The organism is Planotetraspora silvatica, from assembly GCF_016863315.1.
Lineage (GTDB): Bacteria > Actinomycetota > Actinomycetes > Streptosporangiales > Streptosporangiaceae > Planotetraspora > Planotetraspora silvatica.
Map to the genome: position 1 here is coordinate 43,782 of NZ_BOOQ01000016.1, position 26,664 is coordinate 70,445.

A 26,664-nucleotide genomic window follows, 5' to 3' on the forward strand; every position below is an offset into this window, starting at 1 on the left:
TCGAGGGTCGCCACCACGTCGATGAGCAAGGGTCGGCCGTCGCGTGGGTGGAATCCCCACTGCAGCTCCTGTGTGTGGTGGAAGCCCACCATGCGGGGCTCCTCGGGGCTGAGACCCGCGTCGTGCCGCGTGCGGGGCTGCCCGCATTGAGGCTCACCCGTAGAGCGCTCAACGGCCTTCGACTTCCCGAGGGGCTCGCGTTCGAGGAGCCGTCGGGCCGCATGCCGCGGCCGGGCCGTACCTGGGCCGTCGGCGACGCCTTCTCCGGGCGGGTCCAGTTCGCGCTCGTCACCTCGATCCCCGGCCGCACGATTCTGGTCGACGACGGTCTCGCCACCATCCACCTGCTGGAGTTGCTCAGCTCACGCCGGCCGCTGCTGCGGGCCAGAGGCAAGGCGAGCTTCGGCCGGTCGGTGCTCGGGGCGACCGCGGGGTTCCGCCTCCGGAGCCGGAAACTCACCGTCTTCACCGCGTTACCCGTCCCCGACGACCTCGCCCAGGCCGTGCGGAAGACCGGCACCCGGCTCGTCATGCACGACTTCGCCTGGCTGCGGTCCCAGCCCAGCGAGCGGCCGCCGCAGGAGCGCACGATCGTGCTCGGCACCTCCCTCGTCCGGAACGGCCTGATCCACCGGGACCGCTACCTCGCCTGGCTGGAGAGCATCGGCGAGCCCATCGCGTATTACCCGCACCGGCGTGAGGACCCCCGTGACCTCGAGCGGGTGAGCAAGATCCCCGGCCTCACCATCAACGACGTCGGCATCCCCGTGGAGATGACCCTGCGGGACCTCGGTCCCGACCAGCGTGTGCTGAGCATGCCGTCCACCGCGGTGACCTCCTTGCGCGTGCTGCTCGCGGCCCGCGGCGTGCCCGTGGAGACCGTCGAGGTGCCCGACGACTGGTGGACGGCCTCGGCCGGACCATCGCTGCGCACCCATCTGCAGCAGTTCGCCCACCACGGCTCTCCGGAAGCCGAGCCAGGCTCCGGCAGGCCGCAGCCGGGGGAGACCCCGGGCTCCGGCAATGTCGTTCATCCGGGGACGGCTCCTGACCCCGGCAGTGTTCGTCCGGGGACGACCCCGGACCCCGGAAAGGTTGCTTCTTGACCCGCGTGCTCGCCGTCGCCGACGCTGATTCCTATCTGAAGTGGGCCGCGGGCCTGCTCGACACGCTTCCAGCGTCGTGGCCGACCGAAATGGCGGTCGTCCGGACCCCCATCGCTCCTTCGGAGAGTCAGATCGCCGCCGCCGTGAGCGGCACCAGGGTCGCCGGGACCGGGGAGGGGACGCTCCCCGCGGTCGTCTCGTCGAGGCAGTTGCGCAAGAACGCCGAGCGGTTCCGCCCCGACGTCGTCCTGCTCGCCTGCACCGGCCCCGTCGTCGACGTACTCGCCGCGGAGATCCTCGCCGGCCTGCGCCCCCGCCCGGTGTTCGTGTCGGGGCTGCCCGGCATCTCGGTCCCCGCGACGGAGAAGGCCTGGCTGTTCCGCAGCGGCTGCGACCTGTTCGTGGTCCACAGCGGCCGGGAGGTCGCCGAGTTCTCCGCGATCGGCCGTGAGCTCGGCGGAGGCGGCGGGGTGGCGCTGGCCCGCCTGCCGTACCTGGACCTCGGAGCGCCCGCCCCGCAGGGCGCCCGCGACCGCGTTATCTTCGCGACCCAGGCCAAGGTGCCGCGGCGCCGCGAGGAGCGCGAGCAGGTGCTGCTCGCCCTCGCCGCCCTGGCCGCGAACCGGCCCGACCTCGACGTCGTGGTCAAGCTGCGGGCCCGCGACTCGGAACGGCAGACGCACAACGAGCGCCACCACTACGAGCGGCTCTGGACGTCGATGGTGGCGGAGGGGCGGGTACGCGAGGACGCCGTCCGTTTCGCCGCCGGTCCGATGCACGAGCATCTGACCCACGCCGCGGGCTTCGTCACGGTCAGCTCGACCGCCGCACTCGAGGCGATCGCCCAGCGGGTGCCGCTGCTCGTGTTGTCCGACTTCGGGGTCAGCGCGGAAATGATCAACCTCGTCTTCGAGGGCAGCGGCTCCCTCGGCACCATGGAGGACCTGGCCAAGGCCGACTTCCGGATGCCGACGGAGGCGTGGTGCGAGGCCAACTACTTCCATGACGCCTCGGCCAGCGACTGGGTCGATCGGGTGTCCGGGCTGGTGGCGGCCGCCCAGGCCGGCACCCTCGTCCCGGCCCGCTCTGTGCTCGACGGACCTGAGCACGCCACGGCCCGCCGCCGCGCCCGCCTCCGCCTGGAGGTCCCGCCCAAGGTGCTCCGGTACGGCTATCGCGCCAAGCGGCGGATGCGCCGCTACCTCAAGGCGTTCTGAAGCTCCGAACTGAAGCTCCGAAAAGCAGACCCGCGTCCCGCCGGAAACCATGGCGGGACGCGGGTCTGCTCTTTGTGGCGGTCGCCGGACCAGATGCGCCGGATCAGGTGACGTCGGCGCGAGCCGAACCGCTAACGGCCGATGAGGCGGCGCAGCCGCGACGCGGGTTCCGGCTCGGGCTCAGGCTCGGGAACCAGGTCCAGGGCTTCGAGCCGCCGCATCTTGAAATACCGCGCGCTGCCGTTCGCCTTGACGTACGCCCGGGCGGCTTCCCGGAGACCGGCATGGCGATCACTCTGCATGCAGTACGCGACCGCGTCGGTCAGAGCCTTCACATCGACGGGAGGCGGCTCCGTGAGGGAGCCGTCGGCGGCGAGCCTGGGCACGCTCGCGTCGACGATCGTGACGGGTATTCGGTTGCTGTTCTCGTACGGTGCGAGCCGCTCCAGCAGCAGATCGGTCCCCATGGTCGCCACCGGCAGGCCGAAGAACTGGCGCGCGGTCGCCAGCGCGGTGGAGAAGCAGCTCACGACCAGCGCGGGCCGCAGTCTGGCGAACAGAGCCTCGGCGGGGGTGTGCTCGCCCGCCGACACGAGCCGCATGCCCAGCTCGTCGGCGACGTGCTTGAGCCGCATGCTCTGGCGGCGCCCCGCTGCGGGATGAGGCTTGAACACCACCGTGCGATGTCCCCGGGCCTTGAGCGCACCGAGCATCGCCGCGTGCAGATCGGCTTCCTCGTCCGTCGTGAGGATGCCCAGCGACGAGAGGTACTGCCCGAGGATCACCGCGTCCCCTTCGACCTCGCCGGTCTCCGTGGCGGCGACCTGCTCGACGACCCGGCGGAAGGCCGCGGCGGGCAGCGCCTCGGGGGGCACGCCGTGCTCGCTCAGGAGCAGCGGGGTCAGCCCGGGGAGCAGGTCGAGATGGATCAGCCGCGTGATGCGCGCGGAGATCTCCGCCGGCAGCGGGTCACGGGTCGGACTGTGCGCCATGAGGCCGTCGGCGTAGATCGTGAGCCGGCAGTCCTTGAACAGTCCGGGCAGCGTGCGGGCGGGGGAGACGATCACTGATTCGAGCACCAGCTCGTCGAGCGTGTCGATGCCCAGATGGGACTCGAGCAGCCGTCCGAACAGGGGGGCCTCCACCGCCCTGGCCTTCCAGTCGGACGGGTGCAGGGGCGCGATGATCTCGTTCCAGGAGTAGATCGCGTCGAACCGGTCCCGCAACGCGGCGAAACCGGGGGTCTTGTCGAGGGGGAGCGTGATCTCCGGGATGTCGGCGTTGTTCGACACGAGCAGCACCCGCCGCTGGCCGGCGGCGGGCCCGAACGCGCCCGCGTCGATCGCGGCGGCCAGCGTCATCGCTCCGAAGAACCGCGATGCGTGGAACACCTGGGTCACGATTCCTCCTCCCTCAGGCGGAGCAGCATAGTCTGCCGGGCAGGCTCGAAGCTCGCGATCGCGTCGTCGACCAGATCGGCGGGAAGCCGGGTGAGCGTGGCCCCGCCCCTGCCTTCGAATTGGTCCGCGATTTCCTGGGTGAACCGGCTGCCGTTCTCCAGATGATTGGCCAGGAGCGCGCAGAACATCCGGATGGCCTTGGGCTGGAACTCCTTCTCCACCTCCGCCAGCACCAGGTCGAAGGCGTCGAAGAAGTGCAGTTGCCGCTCGTCACCGATCTGGGTGAGCGAGGCGGCCAGGCCCCGCCGGTAGAACACCCCCGCGAGCGAGACCATGGCGTACGACCGCGCCCGCTGGTGGAGCCGCCAGATCCACGGGCGGTCCTCCGCCGTGTGCAGTCCGCTCGGGAAGGCGAGCAGCTCGCCCAGCTCGCGCCGGTAGATCCCGGCCCAGGCGAAGGCGTAGTCGACCATCGTCTTGCCGTCGGTGGGGAGGATCGAGTCGCGGGGGCTCAGCACGACGTTGCGCCGTGCCTCCGGCGCGCGGAAGGTCTCCCGCTTCCTGCCGTCCGCCCGGACGTGGTCGACCCGGAGGAAGTCGCAACCGAGCCCGTCGATCGCCGACACCAGTTGGGCCAGGTAACCGGGCGCCAGCCAGTCGTCGCCGTCGAGGAAGGTCACGTATCGGCCGGTGGCCAGCTTCAGGCCGAGGTTCCGGGCGTCCGCCAGCCCGACGGGAGCAGGGTTCGTGATGACGGAGAGCCCCGGCAACTCGCCCCGGAAGTCGTCGATGACTTCCGGGGTGGCGTCGACCGATCCGTCGTCGACCACGATGACCTCGGTCCGGAACGTGTCGGAGACGTTGCGGACCAGCGAGGTCAGGGCGTCGGCGATGTACGGGTCCCCGTCACGGACCGGTACGACGACCGAAAGTGTGATCACAAGCCCTCCGCGATCAGGCGGTGGTGCGGCGCAGACGGGCGCGAGGAGCCTCCTCGCCGGGGAAGACGCGCTTCACGCCGTCGCCGAGCGCGCTCTCGATGATGCGGATGTCCCGGACGAGGTGCTCCAGGCCGCTCGGCTCGAGCGACGCGGCGTGGTCCGAACCCCACATGGTGCGGTCGAGCGTGATGTGCCGCTCGACGGTGACCGCGCCGAGCGTGACCGCCGCGAGCGAGATCTGCAGGCCGCGCTCGTGACCCGAGTACCCGACCGGCACGCCGTACCTCTCCTGGAGGGTGACGATCGTGCGGAGGTTCGCCTCCTCAGGAGGCAGCGGGTAGGTCGAGGTGGCGTGCATCATCACGAGCCTGGAGGTGCCGAGGATCTCGACCGCCTTGTCGATCTCCTCCAGCGTCGACATGCCGGTGGACAGGATGATCGGCTTGCCGGTGCTCGCGAGGGCCCGGAGCAGCTCGTGGTCGGTGATCGAGGCGGACGCGACCTTGTGCGTGGGAACGTCCATCGCCTCGAGGAACTCGACCGAGGGGACGTCCCAGGGGGAGGCGAACCAGGCGAGCCCGCGCTCCTCGGAGTGCTTGGCGATCTGCGAGTACTCGTCGTAGCCGAACTCGGTCCGGATCTTGTACTCCATGTAGGTCATCTCGCCCCACGGAGTCTGCCGGATCTGGCTGCGCTGCTCCATGGGCACGCAGATCTCGGGAGTCCGCTTCTGGAACTTGACGGCCTGGCAGCCGGCGTCGGCCGCGACGTCGATCAGCCTGCGGGCGATGTCGACGTCGCCGTTGTGGTTGATGCCGATCTCAGCGATCATGTAGACCGGCTGGCCGGCGCCGACGAGCGCGTCGCCGATCTGCACCGGCTTGGGCTGGGTCCGCGGCGTGACCGAGGAGACCGTCGCGGTCGCGACGGGGGCGGCCTCGGGCCGGGCGGCGAGCACACGGTCGGACAGTTCGCGGACGGCTCCCGCGCCACCCGGGGTCGACAGCACGACGCGCGCGGCGGCGCGGACCCGGGGGTGGGCGTCGGGCACGGTCACCGGCCAGCCGACGAGGGACATCGCGGCGAGATCGTTGACGTCGTTGCCGATGTAGGCGACCCGCTCGGGGTCGAGGCCCTCGCTCGCGATCCACTCGCTGAGCGCCTCGTGCTTGGTGGTCAGGCCCTGGACGACGGGCACGCCGAGCTTGGCGGCGCGGGCGGCGACCACGGGGTTCTGCTCGGACGACAACACCAGGAGCTTGACGCCGGCCCGCTTGAGGAGCGAGACGCCCATGCCGTCGGCGCGGCTGACGGCGACGAGCTCGCGGCCCTCGGAGTCGACGAACGCGCGGTCGTCGGTGTGCACACCGTCGAAGTCGGTCACCACGGCGTCGACGTCGATCGGCAGCGGCCGGTCCACGACGGGGGCGAGAGCGCGGACGATCTTCAGGTCCTCGGGGGTGTCCACCTCGACCGCGTGCTCCGCCGGCACCTGCTGGACGGCGATCCGGCCGAAGAAGCGGTGCCCGTGCTCACGCAGGCCGGCCGTGCGCATGACGTAGAACGCGCCGGTCTCGCGGAACTGGGCCTCGCGGTCCTGGCGGCGGGGACGGGTCGCGGGGTCGTGGTTGACACCCTGACCGTCGCCGGTCCAGACGAACTCGTAGGTCTCGGTACCGGCGAACACGGAGTCGGCCTCGCCCGCGACGACCTTCGCGATGGCCGCGTCGAGGTCCGCCGGGTCGATGAAGGCGCTGGTGCACTGCACCAGGAGCACGATCTCCGGGTCCTCGCCGAGCCCCTCGGACAGGGCGTGCAGGACGGCCGACTCGCTGGAGGCCGTCGAGCCGCTGATGTCGGCCGGGCGGTGCACGACGCGTGCGCCCGCGTTCGCGGCCACTTCGGCGATGCGGTCGTTGTCGGTGCTGACGACGACCTCGTCGATGAGCTCTGCCTGCAGACACGCGGCGACAGCTCGCGCGACCAGTGGTGTGCCTCCCACCTTCTCCAGGTTCTTCAGCGGGACGCCCACCGAACCTCCACGGGCGGGGACAACAGCCAGCACTCGCACGAGTGACTCCTTCTGCATGCGACGAGAGTCCCCCCAGATTGGGGGTGCCCCGAAACCTAGCCAGTGGGAGGGCTGGTTGGGCGTGAGTCAGCTGAACAGGTATAGGCCGCATGTTTAACTTTGGGTGACGTCGAGGCGGGCGATCACGGTTACAGGAGGCACGGAATGCGCCGGATCTTCGCTGCTCTGACCTTGCTCGCCGCATTGGCGGCCTGCGCAGGGGCGCCGGGAACGACGACGGAACGTATCGGAGCGGATGGGACTCCCGGGCCGCGGGTCACGGCCGTCGAGGGGCTGAGCACCAGGGTGGACCGCCTGTCGATCCAGTCGCCCGCGCTCGGCAGGGAGGGCTCGGTCTGGGTGCTCAAACCGAAGGGCTGGACGCAGGGGTCGACGGGATGGCCGGTTCTCTACCTGTTGCACGGCTGCTGCGTCAGCAGGGGAGACGCGTGGCTGGTGTACGGCGACGCCGAGCGGATTACGGCCGGCCTGAAAGCCGTCGTGGTAGTCCCGGAGGGTGGCTCCATGAGCTGGTATTCCAACTGGCTCCACGGGCCTGCGTGGGAGACGTTCCACATGGACGAGGTGCGGCCCCTCGTGGAGAGACGGTACGGCATCGGTGATCATCGCGTGATCGCGGGAGCCTCCATGGGCGGGTTCGGCGCGCTCTCCTACGCGGCCAGGCACCCGGGTGTGTTCCGGGCGGCGGCGTCCTTCTCCGGCGTGATCGACACCGGATACGACCCCGGAGGGCTCGAAGGACTCATGCGCGAGTACGGCGTGGACCCGCGTGACCTGTGGGGGAGCGCCGGCGAGCGGCCTGAGGTGTGGAGGGCGCACAACCCGGCGGACCTGGCCGGAGACCTCGGGGACGTCCGGGTCTACCTCTCCTGCGGGGACGGCAGGCCCGGCCCGTTCGACACTCCGGGTCAGGCCGTGGACACGGGCGAGCGTTCGATCCTCGAGCGGAACCGGCGCTTCGTCACCGCGGCGAAGGCCGCCGGAGTGTCCGTCACCACGGACTTCTACGGCGCCGGCGCACATGAGTGGCGGTACTGGAGCCGCGAGCTCGAAGAGGTGCTGCCCGCGCTGTTCCCCGCCTAGCAGGCCGCACCCGGCCGGGCGGGGTCCAGCGTCCCGGGCCTAGCGTCCCGGGCCTTCGGTCAGGGCCCGATCGCGCCACGCCCGCACGGAGCCGAGATCTGCGGGGGCGGACGAGCAGATCACGTAATGATGTGGGGCGATGGCCGACATCCGTCCCGGCGACATCGCCAGGCAGGCCGAGTGGGCGTCGTGGGGCGTGGTCTCCGCGTTCAGGTAACACACGAGCCGGTGACCCAGCCGTTCGTCCGGAACCGGCACGACGAGACCGGGCCCGTCGACGGCGTCCGCGACGAGCCGCCGCACCGCTGCCAGGTCGACCCAGCACGAGTCGACGGTCAGCCACCCCTCTCCCCGCTTCTCGGGGGTGATCCCCGTCAGGGCGGACAACTCGGTGAGGCCGACGTCCCTGCCGCCCGCCTCGATGAGCAGCCGCATGACGCCCTCGCCGAGGGCCTGCGCGTCCGCCCTGGGCAGGCATCGGGGATCCGCCCAGAGGGTGACGTCGACCTCGCCTTCCAGGCGGTGGACCCAGAGCGAGACGCGCGCGGGCAAGGTCGCCTCGGGAAGCCATGCCGACCGGATGTCGGGTGGCGTGCCGTCCGGGCCCGTACGGCCGGGCCGCCCGGGAACGCTCATGTCGTTGAACACGATGTCCCTGGCGAAGAAGACGCCCCTGGAACGGGACACCTCCTCCATGATCTGGACGAGTGACGCCGAGTCGAACCGGCTGTTCTGGTAGGCCGCGAGGGAGGCCGCCCGCGCCGCCAGGAGCACGCCGTCGAAGGACGGTTCGGTGAGGTCGATCGGGATCAGCGCGTCCTGGGCGAGCGGACCCACGTAGTCGCGCAACTCCGGCCGGAAGCGGTTGGCCGAGATGGAGATGATCGGGCAGGCCGGCTGCCCGTTCCGCAGGCCCGCGAGCGCGCCCAGCGCCGCGAGTACGGCCGCCGAACGGCTGACCCCGGTCCGCGCGCCGATCAGACCGAGCGCGCGGGCCGCCGAGATCGAGCGGACCCGCAGGCGGGGCAACATCCAGTCCGTCCGGCTGTCGTCCACGGTGACGGTGAGCGTCGAGCGGGGGATCCGCCGGAGCTGGGTCTCCCAGTAGCGCAGCGCGGCACCGGCCCGGCGCACGCTCGCGGGCGAGCGCTCGGCCTCGGCGACGTCGAGAGGCTGGGGAGCCGTGACGGGCTCCGGCGGCTTGCCGTCGATGATGGAGTCCCAGTCCGCGAGCAGGACGGCGAGGCCCACGGCGTCGGCCGTGCTGTGGGTGGTGACGAAGACCACCTGGCGGGGGACGTCCCCCTCGGTGATCACCGCGACCCGCAGCGGCGGCTCGGCCGACAGGTCGAAGCGCCGCGCGTGCAGGCTCGCCGCCGCCTGTTCCGCGAGGTCCACGGCGCCCTGGTGGGGGGCCCGGCGCACCTCGATGAGGAGTTCGCCTTCGGCGGTGACACGTTGGACCGCGCCCGCCGGGCCGTCCGCCGCGGCCTCCACTCCCTCGAACGTCGTCCGGAGCGACTCGTGCCGTGAGACCAGCAGCCCCACGGCCTCGGCGACGTCCCGCAGGGTCGTGTCCGGGGGCAGGTCACGGATGATCCGATAGTTCATGTGCTCGGGCGGATCCGTGAGCACGCAGCGGACCATGTTGGCCTGCGCCATGGTCAGAGGGCCGACCCGCGGCCGCCCGCCCCCGAAACGCGCGGTGACGTGACGGACGTCGCTCACCGCGCGCTCTTGGGCCGCATGTCGGTCCACACGCGCTCGATGTGGGCGAGGCACTCCTCTTTGCTGCCCGCCGTGCCCTCCGCCAGCCAGCCGTCGGGCGGGGAGCCGTTCGCCGGCCAGATCGAGTACTGCTCCTCGTCGTTGACCACGACCTGGTAGGCGAGGTGACCGCCCACGCGCTCGCCGTCCTGGTCACTCGTCGGGCTGCTCACATGACCTCCATCGCCAGTCGGGCGGCTTCCTCGTCGGAGAGCTCTGTCAGTTCCGCGACCACCAGGTCCTCGACGGTCCTGGCGAGCCGTTCCACGGTGGTGCCTTCGAAGACCGCCCTGATCGGCACGGTCACGCCGGTGATGGCGGTGAGCCTCGCGGTCACCCGGGCGGCGAGGAGCGAGTGGCCGCCGATCGCGAAGAAGTCGTCGAGCGCCCCCACCCCCTCGACGCCGAGGACCTCGCCGAAGACGTCGGCGACGAGGTGCTCGGCGTCCGTGCGCGGCGGGGTCGGCGTGCCCGCGGTCGCAGGTCCCGGAGCGGGCAGCGCCGCCCTGTCCACCTTGCCGTGCCGGGTGAGGGGCAGGACGTCGAGGAAGACCCAGGCCGACGGCACCATGTAGGGCGGAAGGGCCGAGGCGGCGAACTGCGCCAGCGTCGGCCCGTCCGGCCCGTCCACGGCCGCGTCGGTGACGACGTATCCGGTGAGGACGTCGCCGTAGGCCGCCACCGCCGCCTGCCGTACGAGGGGGTGGGTGACCAGCAGGGCCTCGACCTCGCCCGGCTCGACGCGGAACCCCCGCACCTTGATCTGGTCGTCCATCCGGCCGAGGAATTCGAGCCGGCCGTCCCGGCGCCACCGGGCGCGGTCGCCCGTGCGGTAGAGCCGGGCGCCGGGAGGCCCCCACGGGTCCGGCACGAACCGCTCCGCGGTCAGACCCGGACGGCGGAGGTATCCCCTGGCCACTCCGGCGCCGCCGAGGCACAGCTCACCCGGTGCCCCCGGAGGCACCGGCGTTCCGTGTTCCGACAACACGACCGCACGGGTGCCGCTGATGGGCCGCCCGATCGGGGGCGTGAGGTCGTCCGGCTCGCCGGTCAGGTCCGCGGCGGTCGCGATGATCGTCGCCTCGGTGGGGCCGTAGGTGTTGACCAGCCGGACGCGGCCTCCGAACCGCTGACGCCAGCGGGTCACGGCCTCCGCGCCGACCTGTTCCCCGCCGAGGACGACCAGGCGGAGCGACGGCGGCCAGGCGATCTCGTCGATCCGGGCCACCAGGTGATGCCAGTAAGCCGTGGGCAGGTCGAGTACGGTGACCCGCTGCCCGTCGGGCGAATCGAGCAGGTCGGGCAGTGTCGCCGCCCCATCCGGGAGGAGCTCCAGCCGGGCTCCGGCGGCGAGGGCCGGATAGATCTCCTCGGCGTGCGTGTCGAAACTCAACGCCGCGAACTGCACGACCCGGTCGTCCGGCCCGAGGGCGTAGGCGTCCATCATCCACGCGACCCGGCCGGCGAGGCTTTCGTGGTCGACCACCACTCCCTTGGGCGTGCCGGAGGAACCCGACGTGTAGATGACGTAGGCGGCGCCGTCCACGGTGAGGTCTGCCACCTCGGACGTCATCAGGTCCCGGCGCCGCTGGGGAAGCTCCGGGTCGACCGGCAGATATGCCGCCCCCGCCTTCCACGCCCCGAGCAGCGCCGCGACGCTCTCCGGCGACCTTCCCGCCGTCACCTCCACGACGCCGCCCGGGCGACCGGTGGGCACGGCCAGCGCGTCGAGCTCCCGGTAGGTGACCGTCCGTCCCGCGCAGCCGATCGCCACCGCCTCCGGATGGGTCCGTACGGCTCGCGCGAACATCTCGGGCACCGACGGGGTCGCCGGCGGTGCGGCGGGCCCTTCGCGGACCGCGTCCAGGAACGCCCGGTCGTCCTCGGTGAGCAGGGGGATCGCCGACAGCGGGCGGTCGGGATCGGCGGAGACCTCACGCAGCACCGTTTTCAGACGCGCCGCGAGTCCCCGGACGGTCGCGGCGTCGAAGAGGCCGGAGTCGTACTCCAGCTCGACCAGCAGGTCGCCGCCGTCGTGCCGCGCCTCCAGCATGAGCTCGAACTTGGCGCGGTCGTGACCCCCGGGGAACTGCCCGGCCGTCAGTCCCCGGAACGATCCGGGGACCCGGCCGGAGTCCTGGGTGTGGAGGATCGCCATCGTCTGGAAGACGGGGGTCCGGCTCAGGTCGCGCTCGAGCCCGAGCGAGGCCACGAGCCGCTCGAACGGGATGCCCTGGTGGGCGAAGGCGGCGAGGACCCGCGTCCGGGTGGCGGCCAGCAACTCGGTGAAGGTGGGATCCGCGCCGAGGTCGCCGCGCAGGACGAGCACGTCGGTGAGGTACCCGACCACCGACTCGAGCTCGACGGTGTCCCGGCCCGCGACGGACGTGCCGACGAGGATGTCCGGTTGCCCGGTGTGCCGGGCGAGCACCGCCTGGTAGGCCGCGACCAGTGTCATGAACAGCGTCGCACCCCGCCGGCGGCCCATGGCGGCGAGCGTGTCGGCCTCGACCGCGTCCAGCCGGAACTCGATCCGCTCGGCGCGGCCGGCGCGGTGACCCGACAGGTCTTCCGAACCCGGGTCCGCCGTCCGCCGCCGCGGCCGGTCCGTCGGCAGCTCCAGGGGAGTGGGGGCCGCGAGCTCGTCACGCCAGTAGGCCAGCGGGCCGTCGAGATCGCGCTCGCGCTGCCAGACGGCGACGTCGCCGAACTGGAGGGGGACCGGCGCGAGCAAGCGGCCCGAGTACGCGTCGGCGAGCTCGTCGAGCAGCAGGTTCAGCGACCAGCCGTCGCCGATGATGTGGTGCATCACCACGCACAGCACATGGTCGTCCCGGCCCTGCCGGATCAGCGCCACGCGGATCGGCGGGCGGTCCGCCAGGTCGAAGGGAGTGTTCACCCGATCGGCGACGAGCCGCTCAGCCGGGGGATCTCCGGCCGTGAGGTGCTCGATCGTCACCGGGCCCGGCGGGTCGATCACCACCACGGGCTCGCCGTCGGCGTCGGGGAACCGGGTGCGCAGGCTCTCATGCCGCGCCGTCACGGTGGCGAACGCCCGCTCCAGCGCCTCCACGTCGAGCGGCCCGCGCAGCCGGCGGACCAGCCACATGTTGAACGCGGCGCCGTCCTGCGGATCCATGCGGGTGAGGAACCACAACCGCTCCTGGCCGAACGACAGCGGCGGTGCGGTCCCCTCCGGGCGGCGGACCGGCCCGTCGCCGAGTCCCGGTGCCAGGGTGTCGACGAGCGCCGCCAGCTCCGCCACCGTGGGCCGGGCGAACAGCTCCCGCACGGGTATCCGCCCCGGCAACCGCGCGGTGACCATCGTCGCGAGCAGCGAGTGGCCTCCGAGTGCGAAGAAGTCGTCGTGCGCGCCGATCTCGAGGGGACGCTGCCCCTCACCGCTCTGTCTCGTCTGTCCGCCGGTCGCGCCGTCGCGTGCTCCGCCGAGCACCTCGGCGAACACGGCCGCGACCAGGCGCTCGGTCTCGGTGCGCGGCGGTGTCCGCTCCCCGGGCCCGCCGGCGGGCCCGTCCGCCCCGGCATCTCGACGGGAGGACGCGAGCGGAGATCCCGGCCGCGGGATCCGGACGAGCGCCGTGCGGTCGACCTTGCCGTTGGGCGTAAGCGGCAGCGCGTCCAGCGGGATGATCGATGTCGGCACCATGTAAACGGGAAGCTCGGCCGCCGTGTGCTCACGCAGCCCGCCGATGTCGCCGTCCGCGATGACGAAGGCGGTCAGCGCCTCGTCCCGGAGGACGACGACCGCCTGCCGTACGGCGGGGTGGGTTTCCAGGACGGCCTCGACCTCGCCGAGCTCGACGCGGTGTCCCCGGACCTTGACCTGATGGTCGTTCCGCCCGAGGAACTCGATGACGCCGTCCGGGCGCCGGCGCGCCAGATCACCCGTGCGATAGAGCCGTGAGCCCGCCGGGCCGTACGGATCGGGCACGAAGCGCTCGGCGGTCAACGCCGGCCTGGCCAGGTAGCCGATGGCGACTCCGATCCCCCCGATGACCAGCTCGCCCGGCACCCCGATCGGCGCGAGGGCGCCTGACGGGTCGAGCACGTGGACGGTCGTGCCCGCCACCGGCCGCCCGATCATCACCTCGTACGGCTCGGCGGGGACGTCCCACGCGGTGGAGTAGATCGTCGTCTCCGTCGGACCGTACCCGTTGATCAGGCGTGTGGTCCTCGCCCGGAGCTCGCGGGCGAGCTGGAGGGGGAGGGCCTCACCGCCGACGACGGCCGTCACCCGGCGAAGGCCTCGCACGTGGAGGTCGCCCGCGAGCAGGATCCGCCAGCCTGAGGGAGTCGCCTGGACGTGGGTGACGCCCTGCTCGCGGATCAGTTCGGCGAGCGCGCGGCCGTCACGGGCGTCCGCGGCCACGACGACCCGGCCGCCGGTGATCAGCGGCAGGAAGACCTCGACGGCCGAGATGTCGAACGCGAGCGAGGTCAGCGCGAGCCAGGTGTGCCCGGGGCCGTCCCCGATCAGGGAGCGCATGGCGAGCAGCAGGTTGGCGAGCGCGCCGTGGGAGACGATGACGCCCTTCGGCCGGCCGGTGGAGCCCGAGGTGTAGAGAACGTACGCCGGGTCGTCAGGCCGCGGCCGGGGGAGCCCGCCGGTGGCGGGTCGCCCGGTGGTGACGTCCGCCGAGGTCAGGACCAGTGCGGCCCCGGAGTCCTCGATCACGTGGTCGACGCGGGCCTGCGGATGATCGGGGTCCACGGGGAGGTAGGCCGCACCCGACATGGCCACGCCGAGGAGGGCGACCAGCATGCCGGGGCCGCGCTCGAGCCGCAGGGCCACGAGTGATCCCGGCCCGATGCCCCGGCTCCTGAGGCCTGCGGCGAGGTCGCGGGCTCGGGCGGCCAGTTCGGCGTAGGTGAGCTCCTCGCGGAATCCGTCGCCGGCCTCGTTCCCGGCGGAGCCGCCGCGGGAATCCCCGCCGGTCCCCCTGCCGGCGTTCACGTCACCGGCGACGACGGCCACGGCGTCCGGCCGCGCGGCGACCTGGTCGAGGAAGAGGTCGACCAGGGTCACGCCCGATGCCGCGGCGGGACTCGCGGGAGGAGGGGCGCCGGGCGAGCTTCGGGCGAGCAGGCTCCGCCGTTCGGCGGCGGGGAGCATGTCGAGCGACGCCACCGGCCGGCCGGGGGCGTCGAGCGCGGAACGCAGCAGCGTCTCGAACCTGAGCGCGATCCTGACCGCCGTCTCCCGGTCGAACAGGTCGGAGCTGTAGATCAGGACGCCGAGGAACCCGCCGTCCTCGTCCGGCCACAGGTCGAGCGACAGGTCGGTGCGGGCGGCCACCCACCCCGGCGGGAACGGCGTCGCGCGCAGCCCGGGCAGCGGGCCTTCGCTGACGTCGCCGCTCTGGGTGTGCACGCCGAACATGGTCTGGAAGAGCGGCGTCCTGCTCAGGTCACGTTCGATGTCGAGCGCACCGAGCAGGCGCTCCACCGCGATGTCCGCGTGCCCCATGGCCTCGATGACGGTCCTGCGGGTGCGCTTGAGCACGTCCGCGAAGGTGGGCTCGCCCGACAGGTCGGCACGCAGCATCAGCATGCTCGACAGGAAGCCGATCATGGGTTCCAACTCGGTGCGGTCGCGGCCCGCGACGGGTGCGCCCACGCAGAAGTCCGCCTGGCCGCTGTGCCGGCCGAGCAGCACCTGGTAGGCCGCGAGCAGCACCATGAACGGGGTGCACCGCCGCTCGCGGGCCAGCCCGGCCACCCGCTCCGCCAGTTCGGCGGGAAGGGTGAACCTGACCTCCCCGCCGTCGCCCGTCCTGTGCGGCGGCCGCAGCCGGTCGGCGGGCAGTTCGAGCACGGGCACGCCGGCCAGGCGTTCCGTCCAGTACGCGAGGTCGGCGCCCCCGTCCTTGGAGCGTTCCGACCTGGCGTACTCGCCGTATCGCAGAGGAAGCGGCGGAAGGGGCGCACCGCCCGCGTAGTGATGGGCGAGTTCGTCTCGCAGGATGTTCGTGGACAGGCCGTCGGCGATGATGTGGTGCAGTGCCACGGCGAGCACGTGGTCGTCCGGGCCCAGCCGCACGAGTGTGACCCGCATGAGCGGGGCCGCGGACAGGTCGAAGGGGGCGTTGGCCCGCTGCGCGACCAGCCGCCGGGCGTCGTCCTCGTTCGCCGCCTCGAAGCGGTCCACGACGACGGGTTCCGGCGGGAGGACGACGGCGGCCGGCCGGCCGCCCACCTCCTCGAACCGGGTGCGCAGCGTCTCGTGCCGGGCGGCGACGGCGGTGAACGCCGCCTCGAGCGCCGCCACGTCGAGATCGCCGTGCAACCGGTAGGCGTGACCGGTGTTGTAGGAGTGGTCGAGAGGGTCGAGCCGGTGGAGGAACCAGAGCCGTTCCTGGCCGTGAGAAAGCGGCTGAGATTGTTCCACGAATGACCGCCCAATTGAAAAGTTTATTTACAGTGAGCGCGAACGGCGTCAGTGAATCACGCGAAAGGGCAGGCCGACAAGCCCCTTTCGCGCCTGTCGGTCGTGTGTAAGACTCGCGGTCGACCGGCAACTGTAAAGACACTTGCCAGTTAAAAACTCTACACAGTTGGTGGAGGCGCGCATTGACCACGCTGTCGGCCGACAAGAAAGCCCTATTGGCGCAGCGCCTGCGGCGCCGTACCGGTTCCGCCTCCATCACGCCGCGACCCCCCGGTTCGGTTCCGCCGCTCTCGCATGCCCAGGAGCGGTTGTGGTTCCTCGAGCAGTACGCGCCGGGAACCACCGTCTACACGGTCCCCGTCACCCTCCGCATCGAGGGCGAGCTGGACGAGACGGCCGTGGAACCGGCTCTGCTGGAGGTCGTCCGCCGGCACGAGGCGCTGCGCATGCGCTTCCACACCACCGGCGAGGGCCTTCCCGTCGTGGAGATTGACGCGGAGCCCCGGGCGGGCTTCCGGCTGGAGACCGCGGAGGGGCCGGACGAGGCGCGCGACCTGATCGAGCGGGAGCTGTCCAGGCCGTTCGACCTGGACGAGGGGCCACTGGTCCGTGCCCTGCTCGTACGGTTGACGCCCGTCGACCACGTGCTGATGCTGGCGGCTCACCACCTCGTGACCGACGGCTGGTCGTTCGACGTCATCCTGCGCGAGCTCTTCGCGTTCATCAGGGGACAGAGCCCGGACCCGCCGGTCGTCCAGTACGGCGACTACGCGGTCTGGCAGCGGGACCGCGAGTACGGGCGGGAGGTGGCCTACTGGCGCGAGCGTCTCGCGGGCGTGCCCGTGCTCGACCTGCCCACCGACGAACCGCGACCTCGGGAGATGTGCCACGCGGGCGCCGTGCACCACTTCGCGCTCGACGTCGACCTGTCCGCCACGGCGCACGCCCACGCGGCCACGCCGTACATGGTGCTGCTCTCGGCCTTCCAGATCCTGCTGTCCCGCTACTCCGGCCAGCACGACTTCGCGGTGGGCACGCCGATCGCCGGTCGCGGGCTGCCGGAACTCGACGGCGTCGCCGGCATGTTCGTCAACACGCTCGCGATGCGCGCCGACCTCGGCGGCGACCCCACGTTCGAGACCTTCCTGGCCCGCACCCGCGAGTCCGCGCTCGACGCCTACGCCCACCAGGAGTTGCCGTTCGACCGTCTGGTCACCGAGCTGAACGTCCAGCGGGACGTCAGCAGGTCCCCCGTCGTCCAGGCGACGCTGGCCCTGCAGAACTTCGCGGCGGGAGTGGGCTCCGGCGACCTGACGTTGTCGGCCTTCGCCGCCGAGGCGGGCACGGCCAGATTCGACCTGTCGCTGCACCTGTTCGAGAAGCCCGGCGGATTCAGCGGGCAGCTCACCTACAACACCGCTCTGTTCGGCCCTGACACGATCGGGCGGATGGCCGCGCACTTCGAGGTGCTGCTGCGCGCCGTCGTCGCCGATCCGTCGCGGCGCCTGTCGGAGCTGCCGATGCTCGCCGCGGGCGAGCGCGAGCGGGTGCTGGAGTTCTCCCGGTCACCCGAACCGCGGCCCACGGGGCACACTCTGCTCCACGACGTCGTCGCGGGGCCGCCGGACCGGGTGGCCGTGACCTGCGGGGACGCGTCCCTCACCTATGCGGGGTTGGCCTGCCGCTCGGACGCGCTCGCCGTCCACCTGCGGACCCTCGGAGTGACACGGGGCTCGCGGGTCGGCGTCAGCCTGGAGCAGTCGGTCGATCTGGCCGTCGCCGTGCTGGGGGTCCTGAAGGCGGGCGGAGCCTACGTGCCGCTGGACCCGGCCCAGCCCGCCGCGCGGCTGGCCGCGATGACCGCCGACGCCGGGGTGCGCGTGACCGTCACGGCCGAGTTCCTGGCCGCGATGCCCGCAGGCCCGGCCGGTTCACCGGCAGATCCGGGCCTGACCGGCACGGATCTGGCCTACGTCATCTACACCTCCGGCACGACGGGGCGGCCCAAGGGCGTCGCCGTGCAGCACCGCGAGGTCCTCACCTACCTGGCCGGGGTCCGGGAACGGCTGGAGGTCGAGCCGGGAGGAACGTACGCGCTGATGCAGTCGTTGTCCTTCGACTTCGGCGTGACCGTCTTCTACCTGTCGCTGATGAGCGGGGGAACGCTCCACCTGCTCAACCCGCGGCTCCCCGTCGCCGAACTGGCCGAGACGTTGCGCCGCACGGACCACCTCAAGATCACGCCGTCGCACCTCGCCTCGCTGCTGCCCCAGGCGGCCGATCCGTCCGACGTCCTGCCGCGCAGGCTGCTGATCCTGGGCGGCGAGGCGTCGACGTCGGCCTGGGCCGGGACGCTGCGGGGTCCCCGGGTCGTCAACCACTACGGGCCCACCGAGGCCACCGTGGGGGTCACCACGCACGAGGTGACGGGGCGGGAGCGGACACAGGCGCTGCCGATCGGCCGTCCTCTCCCCGGAGCCAGGGCGTACGTGCTGGACGAGCGGGCGGAGCCCGTCCCGATCGGGGTGATCGGCGAGATCCACCTGGGCGGCGACCGCCTCGCCCGCGGCTACCTCGGCATGCCGGGCCTGACCGCCGAGCGCTTCCTGCCCGACCCGTACGGCACGCCGGGGTCGCGCATGTACCGGACGGGCGACCTCGGCAGGTGGCTGCCCTCGGGCGAGTTGCAGTTCCTCGGCCGGCGGGACCTCCAGGTCAAGGTGCGGGGTTACCGGGTCGAGCTCAGCGAGATCGAGGAGGCGCTGGCGGGGCACGCCGCGGTGGCGCAGGCCGTCGTGGACCTCCGGAGCGACCGTCTCGTGGCCTACCTGCTGGGGGAGCGGGTGCCCACCCGGGACCTGCGGGCCCACCTCACCGACCGCCTGCCCGAGTACATGATCCCCGCGCGGTACGTGTGGCTGGACCGGCTGCCGCTGAAGTCGCACGGCAAGGTCGACCGGGCCGCGCTGCCCGAACCCGCGGCCGAGCGGGAGCAGGACGGGTACGTCCCGCCGGAGTCCCCGCTGGAGACGGCCATCGCCGTCGTGTGGGCCAAGGTGCTCGAGCTCGACCGGGTCGGAGCGGAGGACGACTTCTTCGAACTGGGAGGTCACTCGCTGCTCGCCGCCCAGGTGGTCGCCCGGCTGCGCCGGATCCCCGCTGACGCGGGCGCGGTCTCCACGATCACGATCATGGATGTGTTCAGGCACCGGACGGTCCGGGCCCTCGCGGCGACGGCGTCGGTCGCGGACGACGGGCCCCGTCGGCTCCTGCACCGGCTGACCCCCGCGGGGCCCGTCGTCTCCACGCTGGTCTGCGTGCCGTACGGCGGGGGCAGCGCGGCCATCTACCAGCCACTCGCCGACGCGATGCCCGACGGCTGGGCGTTGTGGTCCGTCGCCGTGCCGGGGCAGGAATGGGGCCTCGACGAGGAGACCCGTCCGATCGGCGAGGTCGCCGAGACCTGCGCGGAAGAGATCCTCGCGGCCGCGCGGGGACCGATCTCCCTCTACGGGCACTGCGGTCTCGGCGTCATGCTGACCGTGGAGATCGCGCGACGGCTGGAGGCGGCCGGCGTGGAGATCGAGGCGATCCACCTGGGCGGCATCTTCCCCTTCGCCCGGCCGAGGACGGTCCTGACGCCTCTGCGGGACCTGGGCGAACGGCTGCGCAGCGACCGGGTCTGGGCGAACGGCCTGATCGCCGCCGGGCTCGACATCGAGGAGCTCGACCCCGAGCAGGTCAGGGCGATCATCCGCAACCGCCGGCAGGGCACCCGGGAGGCCGAGGAGTACTTCACCCGCCTCTACGGGGACAGCTCCGATCCTCTTCAGGCGCCGATCATCTCGGTCGTGGGGGAGCGGGATCCCGCGACCGAGTTCTACCAGGAGCGATATCGCGAGTGGCACCACCTCACCGGTGAGACGGCCCTGGTCGTGCTCGACGAGGCCGGCCATTTCTATCTCAAGCACAGAGCCGCCGAACTGGCCAAGATCGTCACCCGGACACGCCAGGCCATCGTGTCCGGTGACACGGAGACGATCGAGGACAGGGACAGGTCGTGGTGGCTGCACGCCACGTCACGGATCGACCACGGCGCCGCGGAGCCGGCGGCGGGACCCGCGGCCGCGGAACGGCCCCCTCCCGGGCCAGGGGGCGGAGCGGGCAGGGGATCCGGGACGGACGCCGGCCCGGAGGCCGGGGCGGCGGGACCGCGCCCGAGCATGCGGCGCTTCGCCGCCGTCGCGGCGGGACAACTCGTCTCAATCGTCGGGTCCTCGCTCACCGAGTTCGCGATCCCGCTCTGGATCTACCTCACGACCGGTTCGCTGGTGGACTTCGCGTTGTTCTCCGTCATCGCGCTCGTGCCCGGCATGCTGGTCGCGCCGCTCGCGGGGGCGATCGTGGACCGGTACGACCGCCGCAGGGTGATGCTCGCGGGCGACGCCGGAGCCTGGGCCACGCAGTCGATCTTCGGGGTGCTGCTCTGGACCGGGCGGATCGAGGTCTGGCACGTCTACCCGCTGCTCGTCTGCCTGTCGGTCGCGCTGACCTTCCAGCGGCTGGCGTACGGCGCGGCCGTCCCGCAACTCGTGCCCAAGCGTTACCTCGGCCACGCGAACGGCGTGCTCCAGATGGTCACGGGAACCGCACAGCTCATCGTCCCGCTGATCGCGGTCGGGCTGATGGCCGCGATCGGCATCGAGGGCATCCTCGTGATCGACGTCGCGAGCTACGCGTTCGCGGTGTTGTCGGTGTCGCTGGTCCGCTTCCCCAAGACGATGGGGTGGCGGCGGCGCGAGTCGGTGCTCGCCGAGATGGCCGAGGGCTTCCGATACTCGTGGGGGCAGCGCGGATTCCGCGGCATGCTGCTGTTCTTCGCCGCGCTGAACGTCTTCCTGTCGCCGCTGTTCCTGCTGCTCACGCCCTTGGTGCTGGGGTTCGCGACGCTCTCCGACGTCGGCCGCGTCTCGTTCGCGGGGGGAGTCGGGGTGCTGCTCGGCGGCCTCGCGATGACCGTGTGGGGCGGGCCGCGGAGGCTCCGCATGCGTGGAGTGCTGTTCGCCACGCTGATACTGGCGGCCTTCTGCCTGGTCACCGGCCTGCGGGCGGACCTCGCCGTCGTCATGGCAGGCGCGTTCGGCATGTCGCTCGCGCTGACCCTCGTCAACGGGATCTACGCCACGATCATCCAGGTCAAGGTTCCCCAGCGTTTCCACGGCCGGGTGATCGCGCTCAACACGCTGGTGGCGTGGTCGACGCTTCCGATCGGCTTCGGCCTCGTGGCACCGTACGGCGCGGGCCTGTTCGAGCCGTTGCTCGCGCAGGACGGCCCACTCGCGACCACCGTCGGCCAGGTGATCGGCACAGGTCAGGGGCGCGGCGTCGCCTTCATGTACGTGGCCTTCGCGGCGGCCATCGCCCTCGTCGCGGTGGCCGGGCTCAGGCTCAGGGGGCTGGCGCGGTTCGACGTGGAGGTGCCCGACGCGCCGCCGGACGACCTCATAGGCCTGGAGGCGGTCCGTCACCGTCGGGGGGCGGTTCCTGCGGCGCCAGTGGGAGACGGACGACGAACCTGACACCGTCGTCGACGTCCTCGACGGTGATGGTCCCGTGGTGGGCCTCGACGACCTCGCGCGCGATGGCCAGCCCGAGCCCCGTGCCGCCGTCCCGCCTGCTCCGTGCGGTGTCCCTGCGGTAGAACCGTTCGAAGATCCGCTCCCGGTCCTCTTCGGGGATGGGCTCGCCGTCGTTGACCACTGACAGCAGGGCGTGTTCGCCGTCGCGGCGGACGTCCACGGCGATGCCGGTGGTCGCGTGCCGTTCGGCGTTGTCGAGCAGGTTCGTCACGACGCGGGCGAACTGGGAGGACAGGCCCGTCACGATCACGTCGGGCTCGAGTTGCAGCCGGATGGGGAGGCGGCCGGACCGGCGCTTCACCTCGCCGGTGACCAGCCGTCCGAGGTCGACGTTCTGGCCGGCGGTGTGCGGGGTCGTCCCGAGACTGGTGAGCAGGAGCAGGTCGGAGACGATCGCCTCCAGCCTGCCTGTGTCGCGCAGCGCCGCGTCGATGGCCACGGCGGTGTCCTGGGGGTGCAGCCGCGCGTCCTCCAGTTGGGCCCGGATCCCGGCGATGGGGGTCCGCAGTTCGTGGGAGGCGTCGGCCGCGAGTTGCCGCTGTTGGCGGATCGACCGGTCGAGCCGGGCGAGCGCGTCGTTTGCCGTGCGCGCGAGCCGCGCGATCTCGTCGTCGCCGGAGGGCTCGGGAACGCGGGAGCCCGGGTTGTCGGCCGAGACCCCCTCGAATTCCGAGCTGATGGCCTCGACCGGGCGTAATGCGCGGCCGGAGACATTCCACGCCGTCAGCCCCGCGCCGCCGCCCAGGACGATGACCAGGAGGAGGAGTTCGAGTTCCGGGAAGCGGCTGTCCAGGATGGCGGGCGCCGAGCGCCCGGCGTAGACGATCGGGGAGCCCGCCGTGTCCGAGACCCGGACGGCGGTCAAGTACACGCAGTCGCGGTGGGGGAGCGAGCACGTGGTGGTCTGGGCGACCCGGGTGTCGGAGGACGGCCGTACCGCGGTGAACTCCCGCTGCCCCTTGGCGGCGCCGGTGGCCGTGATGACGGCGCCGTCCGCGCCGGTCACCGCGATCAGGTCGATGCCGCCCTCGGCCGTCGCGAGGGTCGTGGGCACGTGGCCGTCACGGATCTCCGCGGCGATCCTGCCGGCCGCGTCGAGACTGTCGTTCCAGATGTGGGCGGCGACGGCGTGCCGGACGCCGACGTCCGCGGCGATGGAGACGGGGATGAGCACGAGTGCCGCGGCCGCGGTGGCGATGAACGTCAGGCGTGCGCGCAATGAACGCGAACGCGGCCAGGGGAGGGGCATCCCCTGAGGTTACTCATGGTCATCCCGCATAAATTCGCGACATTCCAAAGCCATCGCCAAAGTTGGCCAAAGTTCTCAATGGTCCCGGCCGGGGTGGGGAGGTCTCCCTCCCCGGCCCGTACGGCGGTGTACGGGCCGGGGAGAATCGGGAGGCAATTCCATGACCCATTGCCGTAATGAACCTGAAACCTCGGTCGGACACTGTTGTTGTCGCACAAGGAGGTGATGCGGATGTTGCTGCGGCTTCGGGTCTCACTCCCCGACCGGCCGGGGGTGCTGGGCCAGGTGGCCCGGGCGTTCGGAGTCATGGGAGCCGACATCCTGCAGGTGACCGTCCTCGAACGGCAGGCGGGGCGGGCGGTCGACGACTTCACCGTTTCCTGGTCGGGGGTGTTCGAGCCCGACGAGTTGCGCGAGCGTATCGGCGTGGTGCCGGGCACCCGGGTGGAGGCGGTCTGGCCGACCCGGGAGGCTCCGGGGACGAGCCCTGACTATGATCTTCTCGGCCATGTCGCCGGAGAGCCGGACCGGGCCGTCGTCACGCTGGTGGACGCCGTTCCCGACCTCGTCAGCGCCGACTGGGCGGTGGCCGTCGACTCGGGGAACGGCAAGGTCGTGCACGGCAGCTGGCAGGCGCCGGAAGAGGTGCCGGTGTCCGAGCTGACGCCGCTGCGGCCGGCGACCGTGACCGAGGGAAGCCTGCACCTGGCGTGCGTGCCCATGGACGACACCCATCTCGTGGTGGCCCGGTCGCAGGGGCCGGCCTTCCACCGGGCGGAGCTCGACAAGATCGCCCGCCTCGTCGGCATCGTCGCCGTCCTCGCCCGATCAGGCGTCAGCCGTACGGTCTAGGACGGCAAGGACGGGCTGTGGAGGGTCAGCGGCGCGGGGGGTCGATGCGGGCGCCGCTCTGGGTGAACAGCATGAGGCGGGAGACGTCGACCGCGACGCGGCCGTGCTCGCCCGCCCGCCACACCGGCCGGCTGCCCAGGCGGACGATCAGGTCCGCGCGGCGGTGTGTCCCGCTGCCGGCGGGCGTGGCAGGCGCGTCCTCCTGCTCCTCCTGCGGGCCGTTGCTGAGAAGGCGGCGCATGACCGAGCGTGATCTGCCGCCCGACTGCCCGTCGCCGTTCGCGTGCCGCGGGTCGGGAGGCTCGGGCACGCCGACCGCGGGGATCCCCGACTCCAGGTAGGCCAGCCACTCGTGGCCGTGGTACTCGAGCGTGCGGACCCGCCCGAAGAAGCTCGGGCCCTCGGTGTTCTCCGGCACCGCCACGAGCGCGTCCGGCCGGATGCCGACGATGATCTGCGTGCCCGCGTGCCGCGACACCGCGTACGCCCGTGGATCGGTCCACTGCATCGTGATCTGGTGAGGGCCGAAATCCAGGAGGATGTACTGGTTCTGCGGGGTCCGTACGTGGGCCGCGAGTAGGTTGAGCTGCTGGGAGCTCAGGAACGCCGCGGTGAACGCGGTCGCGGGATCGTTGTAGACCTGTCCGGGAGTGCCGAGGTCCTGCAGCACGCCTCTGTTCATGATGGCGATGTGGTCGGCCAGTGTCAGCGCCTCGACCTGGTCGTGCGTCACGTAGATCGTGGTGACGCCGAGCGAGCGGACGAGCGAGGAGATCTCCATCCGCAGTTCGGTGCGCATGCCCGCGTCCAGGTTCGACAGCGGCTCGTCCATGAGGAACAGGGACGGCCGGCGCACGATCGCCCGTCCCATCGCGACGCGCTGGCGCTGCCCGCCGGAGAGGGTCGACGGCCGCCGGTCCAGGGTCTCGTCGATGTGCAGGGCGCGGGACAACTCCACCACCCGCTCCTTCACCGTCGCCGGGTCGGTCTTGGCGATCTCCAGCGGGAACGAGATGTTGCCGCGCACGGTGCGGTGCGGATAGAGGGCGCCGTTCTGGAAGACCATCGCCACGTCACGGTCGCGCGGCGCGAGGTGGTTGGCGAGCTTGCCGCCCAGCCACAGATCGCCTGCGGTGATCTCCTCGAGTCCCGCGATCATGCGCAGCAGCGTCGACTTCCCGCAGCCCGACGGCCCCAGCAGGACGAGCAGCTCACCTTCGGCCGCTCGGAGGTTCATGCGGTCGACCGCCAGGTACCCACCCGGGTAGACCTTGGTCACGTTGTCGAGGACGACGGTGCTCATGAAAGCTCGTTCCTCCCGGGCGCACGAGCCCGGATCCCCAGCGATCGGTGTGATTGATGAGGTAGTACATCGCGTCTGATCGCTTGTGTCCATACATGCTGTGAGAAATCCGGCATCGCTGTGAAACCTGGCGTTACTGATACGTTCCCCGTTGTTAAGGCCATTTGTCAGGGCTTGTTCATGACCTGGGGTGACCGTCCGACTCCGGGCGAATGTAACAACTTTGCTGAAAGTTTCAGCAAGACCTTTCAAGGGTGCTCGCCCCCCTGTTACGTTCCGGGCAAATCCCCCTGAGCCTGAGGAGCACAACATGCGGCGAGTCATCTCCGCCGTGGTGGTCGCTGCGGCGCTCGCCCTGGCGGCCTCCGCCTGCGGCGGCAGCGACACCGGCACCGGCATCCCCCAGCAGAGCGTCGCCCCGGCTGACGTGTCCGGCGAGGTCACCTGGTGGGACACCTCCGACGCCACCACGGAAGGGCCCGCGTTCCAGGAGCTCATCAAGAACTTCGAGGCCAAGTACCCGAAGATCAAGGTCAACTACGTGAACGTGCCGTTCGCCGACGCGCGCGACAAGTTCAAGACCGCCGCCCAGTCCGGCTCCGGCGCTCCCGACGTGCTGCGCACCGACGTCGGCTGGGTCGCCGAGTTCGCCTCCCTGGGCTACCTGGCGCCGCTCGACGGCACGCCCGCCCTGGTCAAGCCGGAGGAGTTCCTCCCCTCTCCGGCGGCGAGCGGCAAGTACGGCGGCAAGACGTACGGAGTCCCGCAGGTCACCGACACGCTCGGCCTCCTCTACAACAAGGAGTTGCTGAAGAAGGCCGGCTATGACGCTCCTCCGGCGACGATGGCCGACTTGAAGAAGGTCGCACTCGACGTCAAGTCCAAGGCCGGCGCCGACGGCCTCGCACTGAACGTGGACGCGTACTTCCTGCTCCCCTTCATCTACGGCGAGGGCGGCGACTTCGTCGACGTGCCGAACAAGAAGATCACCATCTCCTCGCCGCAGACGACCGCGGGTGTGAAGCTCGTCGAGGACCTGATCACGTCGGGCGCGACCGTCAAGCCCGCGCTGCAGGACAGCTACACCAACGCCGAGACCGCCTTCAAGGAAGGCAAGGTCGCGATGATCTTCAACGGGCCCTGGTCGAACGCCGACAACCTCGGCGGCAAGGTCTTCAAGGACGACCCGGACAACTTCGGCGTCGCTCCGGTCCCGGCCGGAACGGTGAAGGCGGGTTCGCCCGTGGGCGGGCACGACTACACGGTCTACGCCGGTTCCAAGAACCTGGCCGCCTCGTACCTGTTCGTCCAGTTCATGGACTCCACCGAGAGCCAGGCCGCCATCGCGGGCAAGCTCGGCCTGCTGCCCACCCGCACCTCCGCGTACTCCGCGCCGGAGGCCACGGCGAACCCCAAGATCGCGCAGTGGCAGAAGCCGATGGAGTCCGCCGTCGAGCGTCCCTGGATTCCCGAGGCCGCCTCGCTGTTCCAGCCGCTCGTCGAGGGCTACCAGAAGCTGGCCGGCGGCCAGACCTCCACGGAGCCGATGCTGAAGGACGTCGCCACGGCCTACCAGGGCATCCTCAAGGGCTGGGGTCTGTGACAG

Annotated in this window: 14 protein-coding genes; 6 read left to right on the forward strand and 8 right to left on the reverse strand. The window is 71.5% G+C overall.

The genetic code is table 11. From position 1 onward, the window contains the following. Positions 1 to 77: 77 nt before the first annotated feature. On the forward strand, positions 78 to 1,106 hold the full coding sequence (locus tag Psi02_RS13640; protein WP_203974090.1) for a hypothetical protein: 1,029 nt from the start codon (positions 78 to 80) through the stop codon (positions 1,104 to 1,106). A 5-nt stretch (positions 1,107 to 1,111) separates the two neighbouring features. Next, positions 1,112 to 2,323, forward strand: coding sequence for a DUF6716 putative glycosyltransferase (locus Psi02_RS13645; protein WP_239094878.1), 1,212 nt, complete (start codon positions 1,112 to 1,114; stop codon positions 2,321 to 2,323). Positions 2,324 to 2,454: 131 nt separating this feature from the next. Here Psi02_RS13645 and Psi02_RS13650 read toward each other — a convergent pair whose 3' ends face one another. Genes Psi02_RS13650 through Psi02_RS13660 form a run of 3 tightly spaced genes read right to left on the reverse strand, consistent with a single transcriptional unit; the run spans position 2,455 to position 6,753 of the window. After that, positions 2,455 to 3,723: a polysialyltransferase family glycosyltransferase gene (locus Psi02_RS13650; RefSeq protein ID WP_203974094.1), complete on the reverse strand. Its 1,269-nt coding sequence runs from the start codon at positions 3,721 to 3,723 to the stop codon at positions 2,455 to 2,457. Continuing rightward, on the reverse strand, positions 3,720 to 4,664 hold the full coding sequence (locus Psi02_RS13655; RefSeq protein ID WP_203974096.1) for a glycosyltransferase family 2 protein: 945 nt from the start codon (positions 4,662 to 4,664) through the stop codon (positions 3,720 to 3,722). The genes Psi02_RS13650 and Psi02_RS13655 overlap by 4 nt, the downstream gene beginning before the upstream one ends. Positions 4,665 to 4,677: 13 nt before the next feature. Continuing rightward, positions 4,678 to 6,753 carry an N-acetylneuraminate synthase family protein gene (locus Psi02_RS13660; RefSeq protein WP_203974098.1) on the reverse strand — a complete coding sequence of 692 codons (2,076 nt, stop codon included), beginning with the start codon at positions 6,751 to 6,753 and terminating at the stop codon, positions 4,678 to 4,680. A 147-nt stretch (positions 6,754 to 6,900) separates the two neighbouring features. Here Psi02_RS13660 and Psi02_RS13665 point away from each other — a divergent pair, with 147 nt between their 5' ends. Next, the gene (locus Psi02_RS13665; RefSeq protein ID WP_203974100.1) at positions 6,901 to 7,839 is read left to right on the forward strand and encodes an alpha/beta hydrolase; all 939 of its coding nucleotides are present in this window, start codon (positions 6,901 to 6,903) and stop codon (positions 7,837 to 7,839) included. Between the two features lie 39 nt (positions 7,840 to 7,878). On the opposite strand, the gene Psi02_RS13670 is transcribed toward Psi02_RS13665, so the two are convergent. From Psi02_RS13670 to Psi02_RS13680, 3 genes are read right to left on the reverse strand one after another with little or no spacing between them, the layout of a single operon-like run. After that, the gene (locus Psi02_RS13670) at positions 7,879 to 9,567 is read right to left on the reverse strand and encodes a condensation domain-containing protein (protein ID WP_203974102.1); all 1,689 of its coding nucleotides are present in this window, start codon (positions 9,565 to 9,567) and stop codon (positions 7,879 to 7,881) included. After that, complete coding sequence (locus Psi02_RS13675; RefSeq protein ID WP_344053427.1) at positions 9,564 to 9,779, reverse strand: MbtH family protein; 216 nt, start codon at positions 9,777 to 9,779, stop codon at positions 9,564 to 9,566. Before Psi02_RS13675 ends, Psi02_RS13670 begins: the two co-directional genes overlap by 4 nt. Then, on the reverse strand, positions 9,776 to 16,015 hold the full coding sequence (locus Psi02_RS13680) for a non-ribosomal peptide synthetase (RefSeq protein WP_203974105.1): 6,240 nt from the start codon (positions 16,013 to 16,015) through the stop codon (positions 9,776 to 9,778). The genes Psi02_RS13675 and Psi02_RS13680 overlap by 4 nt, the downstream gene beginning before the upstream one ends. 182 nt (positions 16,016 to 16,197) lie before the next feature. Here Psi02_RS13680 and Psi02_RS13685 point away from each other — a divergent pair, with 182 nt between their 5' ends. Then, complete coding sequence (locus Psi02_RS13685; protein WP_203974107.1) at positions 16,198 to 21,594, forward strand: non-ribosomal peptide synthetase/MFS transporter; 5,397 nt, start codon at positions 16,198 to 16,200, stop codon at positions 21,592 to 21,594. Here Psi02_RS13685 and Psi02_RS13690 read toward each other — a convergent pair. Continuing rightward, entirely contained in the window at positions 21,518 to 22,903 is a 1,386-nt protein-coding gene (locus Psi02_RS13690; protein WP_203974108.1) for a sensor histidine kinase, read from the reverse strand. The two genes, Psi02_RS13685 and Psi02_RS13690, sit on opposite strands and share 77 nt — an antisense overlap. 231 nt (positions 22,904 to 23,134) lie before the next feature. On the opposite strand from Psi02_RS13690, the gene Psi02_RS13695 reads away from it, so the two are divergent. Continuing rightward, positions 23,135 to 23,755 (forward strand): ACT domain-containing protein, encoded by a 621-nt coding sequence (locus Psi02_RS13695; RefSeq protein ID WP_203974110.1) that lies wholly within the window; start codon positions 23,135 to 23,137, stop codon positions 23,753 to 23,755. 25 nt (positions 23,756 to 23,780) lie between these two features. Here the strand turns inward: Psi02_RS13695 and Psi02_RS13700 are convergent, their stop codons facing one another. Beyond that, positions 23,781 to 25,058 (reverse strand): ABC transporter ATP-binding protein, encoded by a 1,278-nt coding sequence (locus tag Psi02_RS13700; RefSeq protein ID WP_203974112.1) that lies wholly within the window; start codon positions 25,056 to 25,058, stop codon positions 23,781 to 23,783. Positions 25,059 to 25,368: 310 nt separating this feature from the next. On the opposite strand from Psi02_RS13700, the gene Psi02_RS13705 reads away from it, so the two are divergent. Further along, positions 25,369 to 26,661, forward strand: coding sequence for an extracellular solute-binding protein (locus tag Psi02_RS13705; protein WP_203974114.1), 1,293 nt, complete (start codon positions 25,369 to 25,371; stop codon positions 26,659 to 26,661). The last annotated feature ends 3 nt before the right edge of the window (positions 26,662 to 26,664 follow it).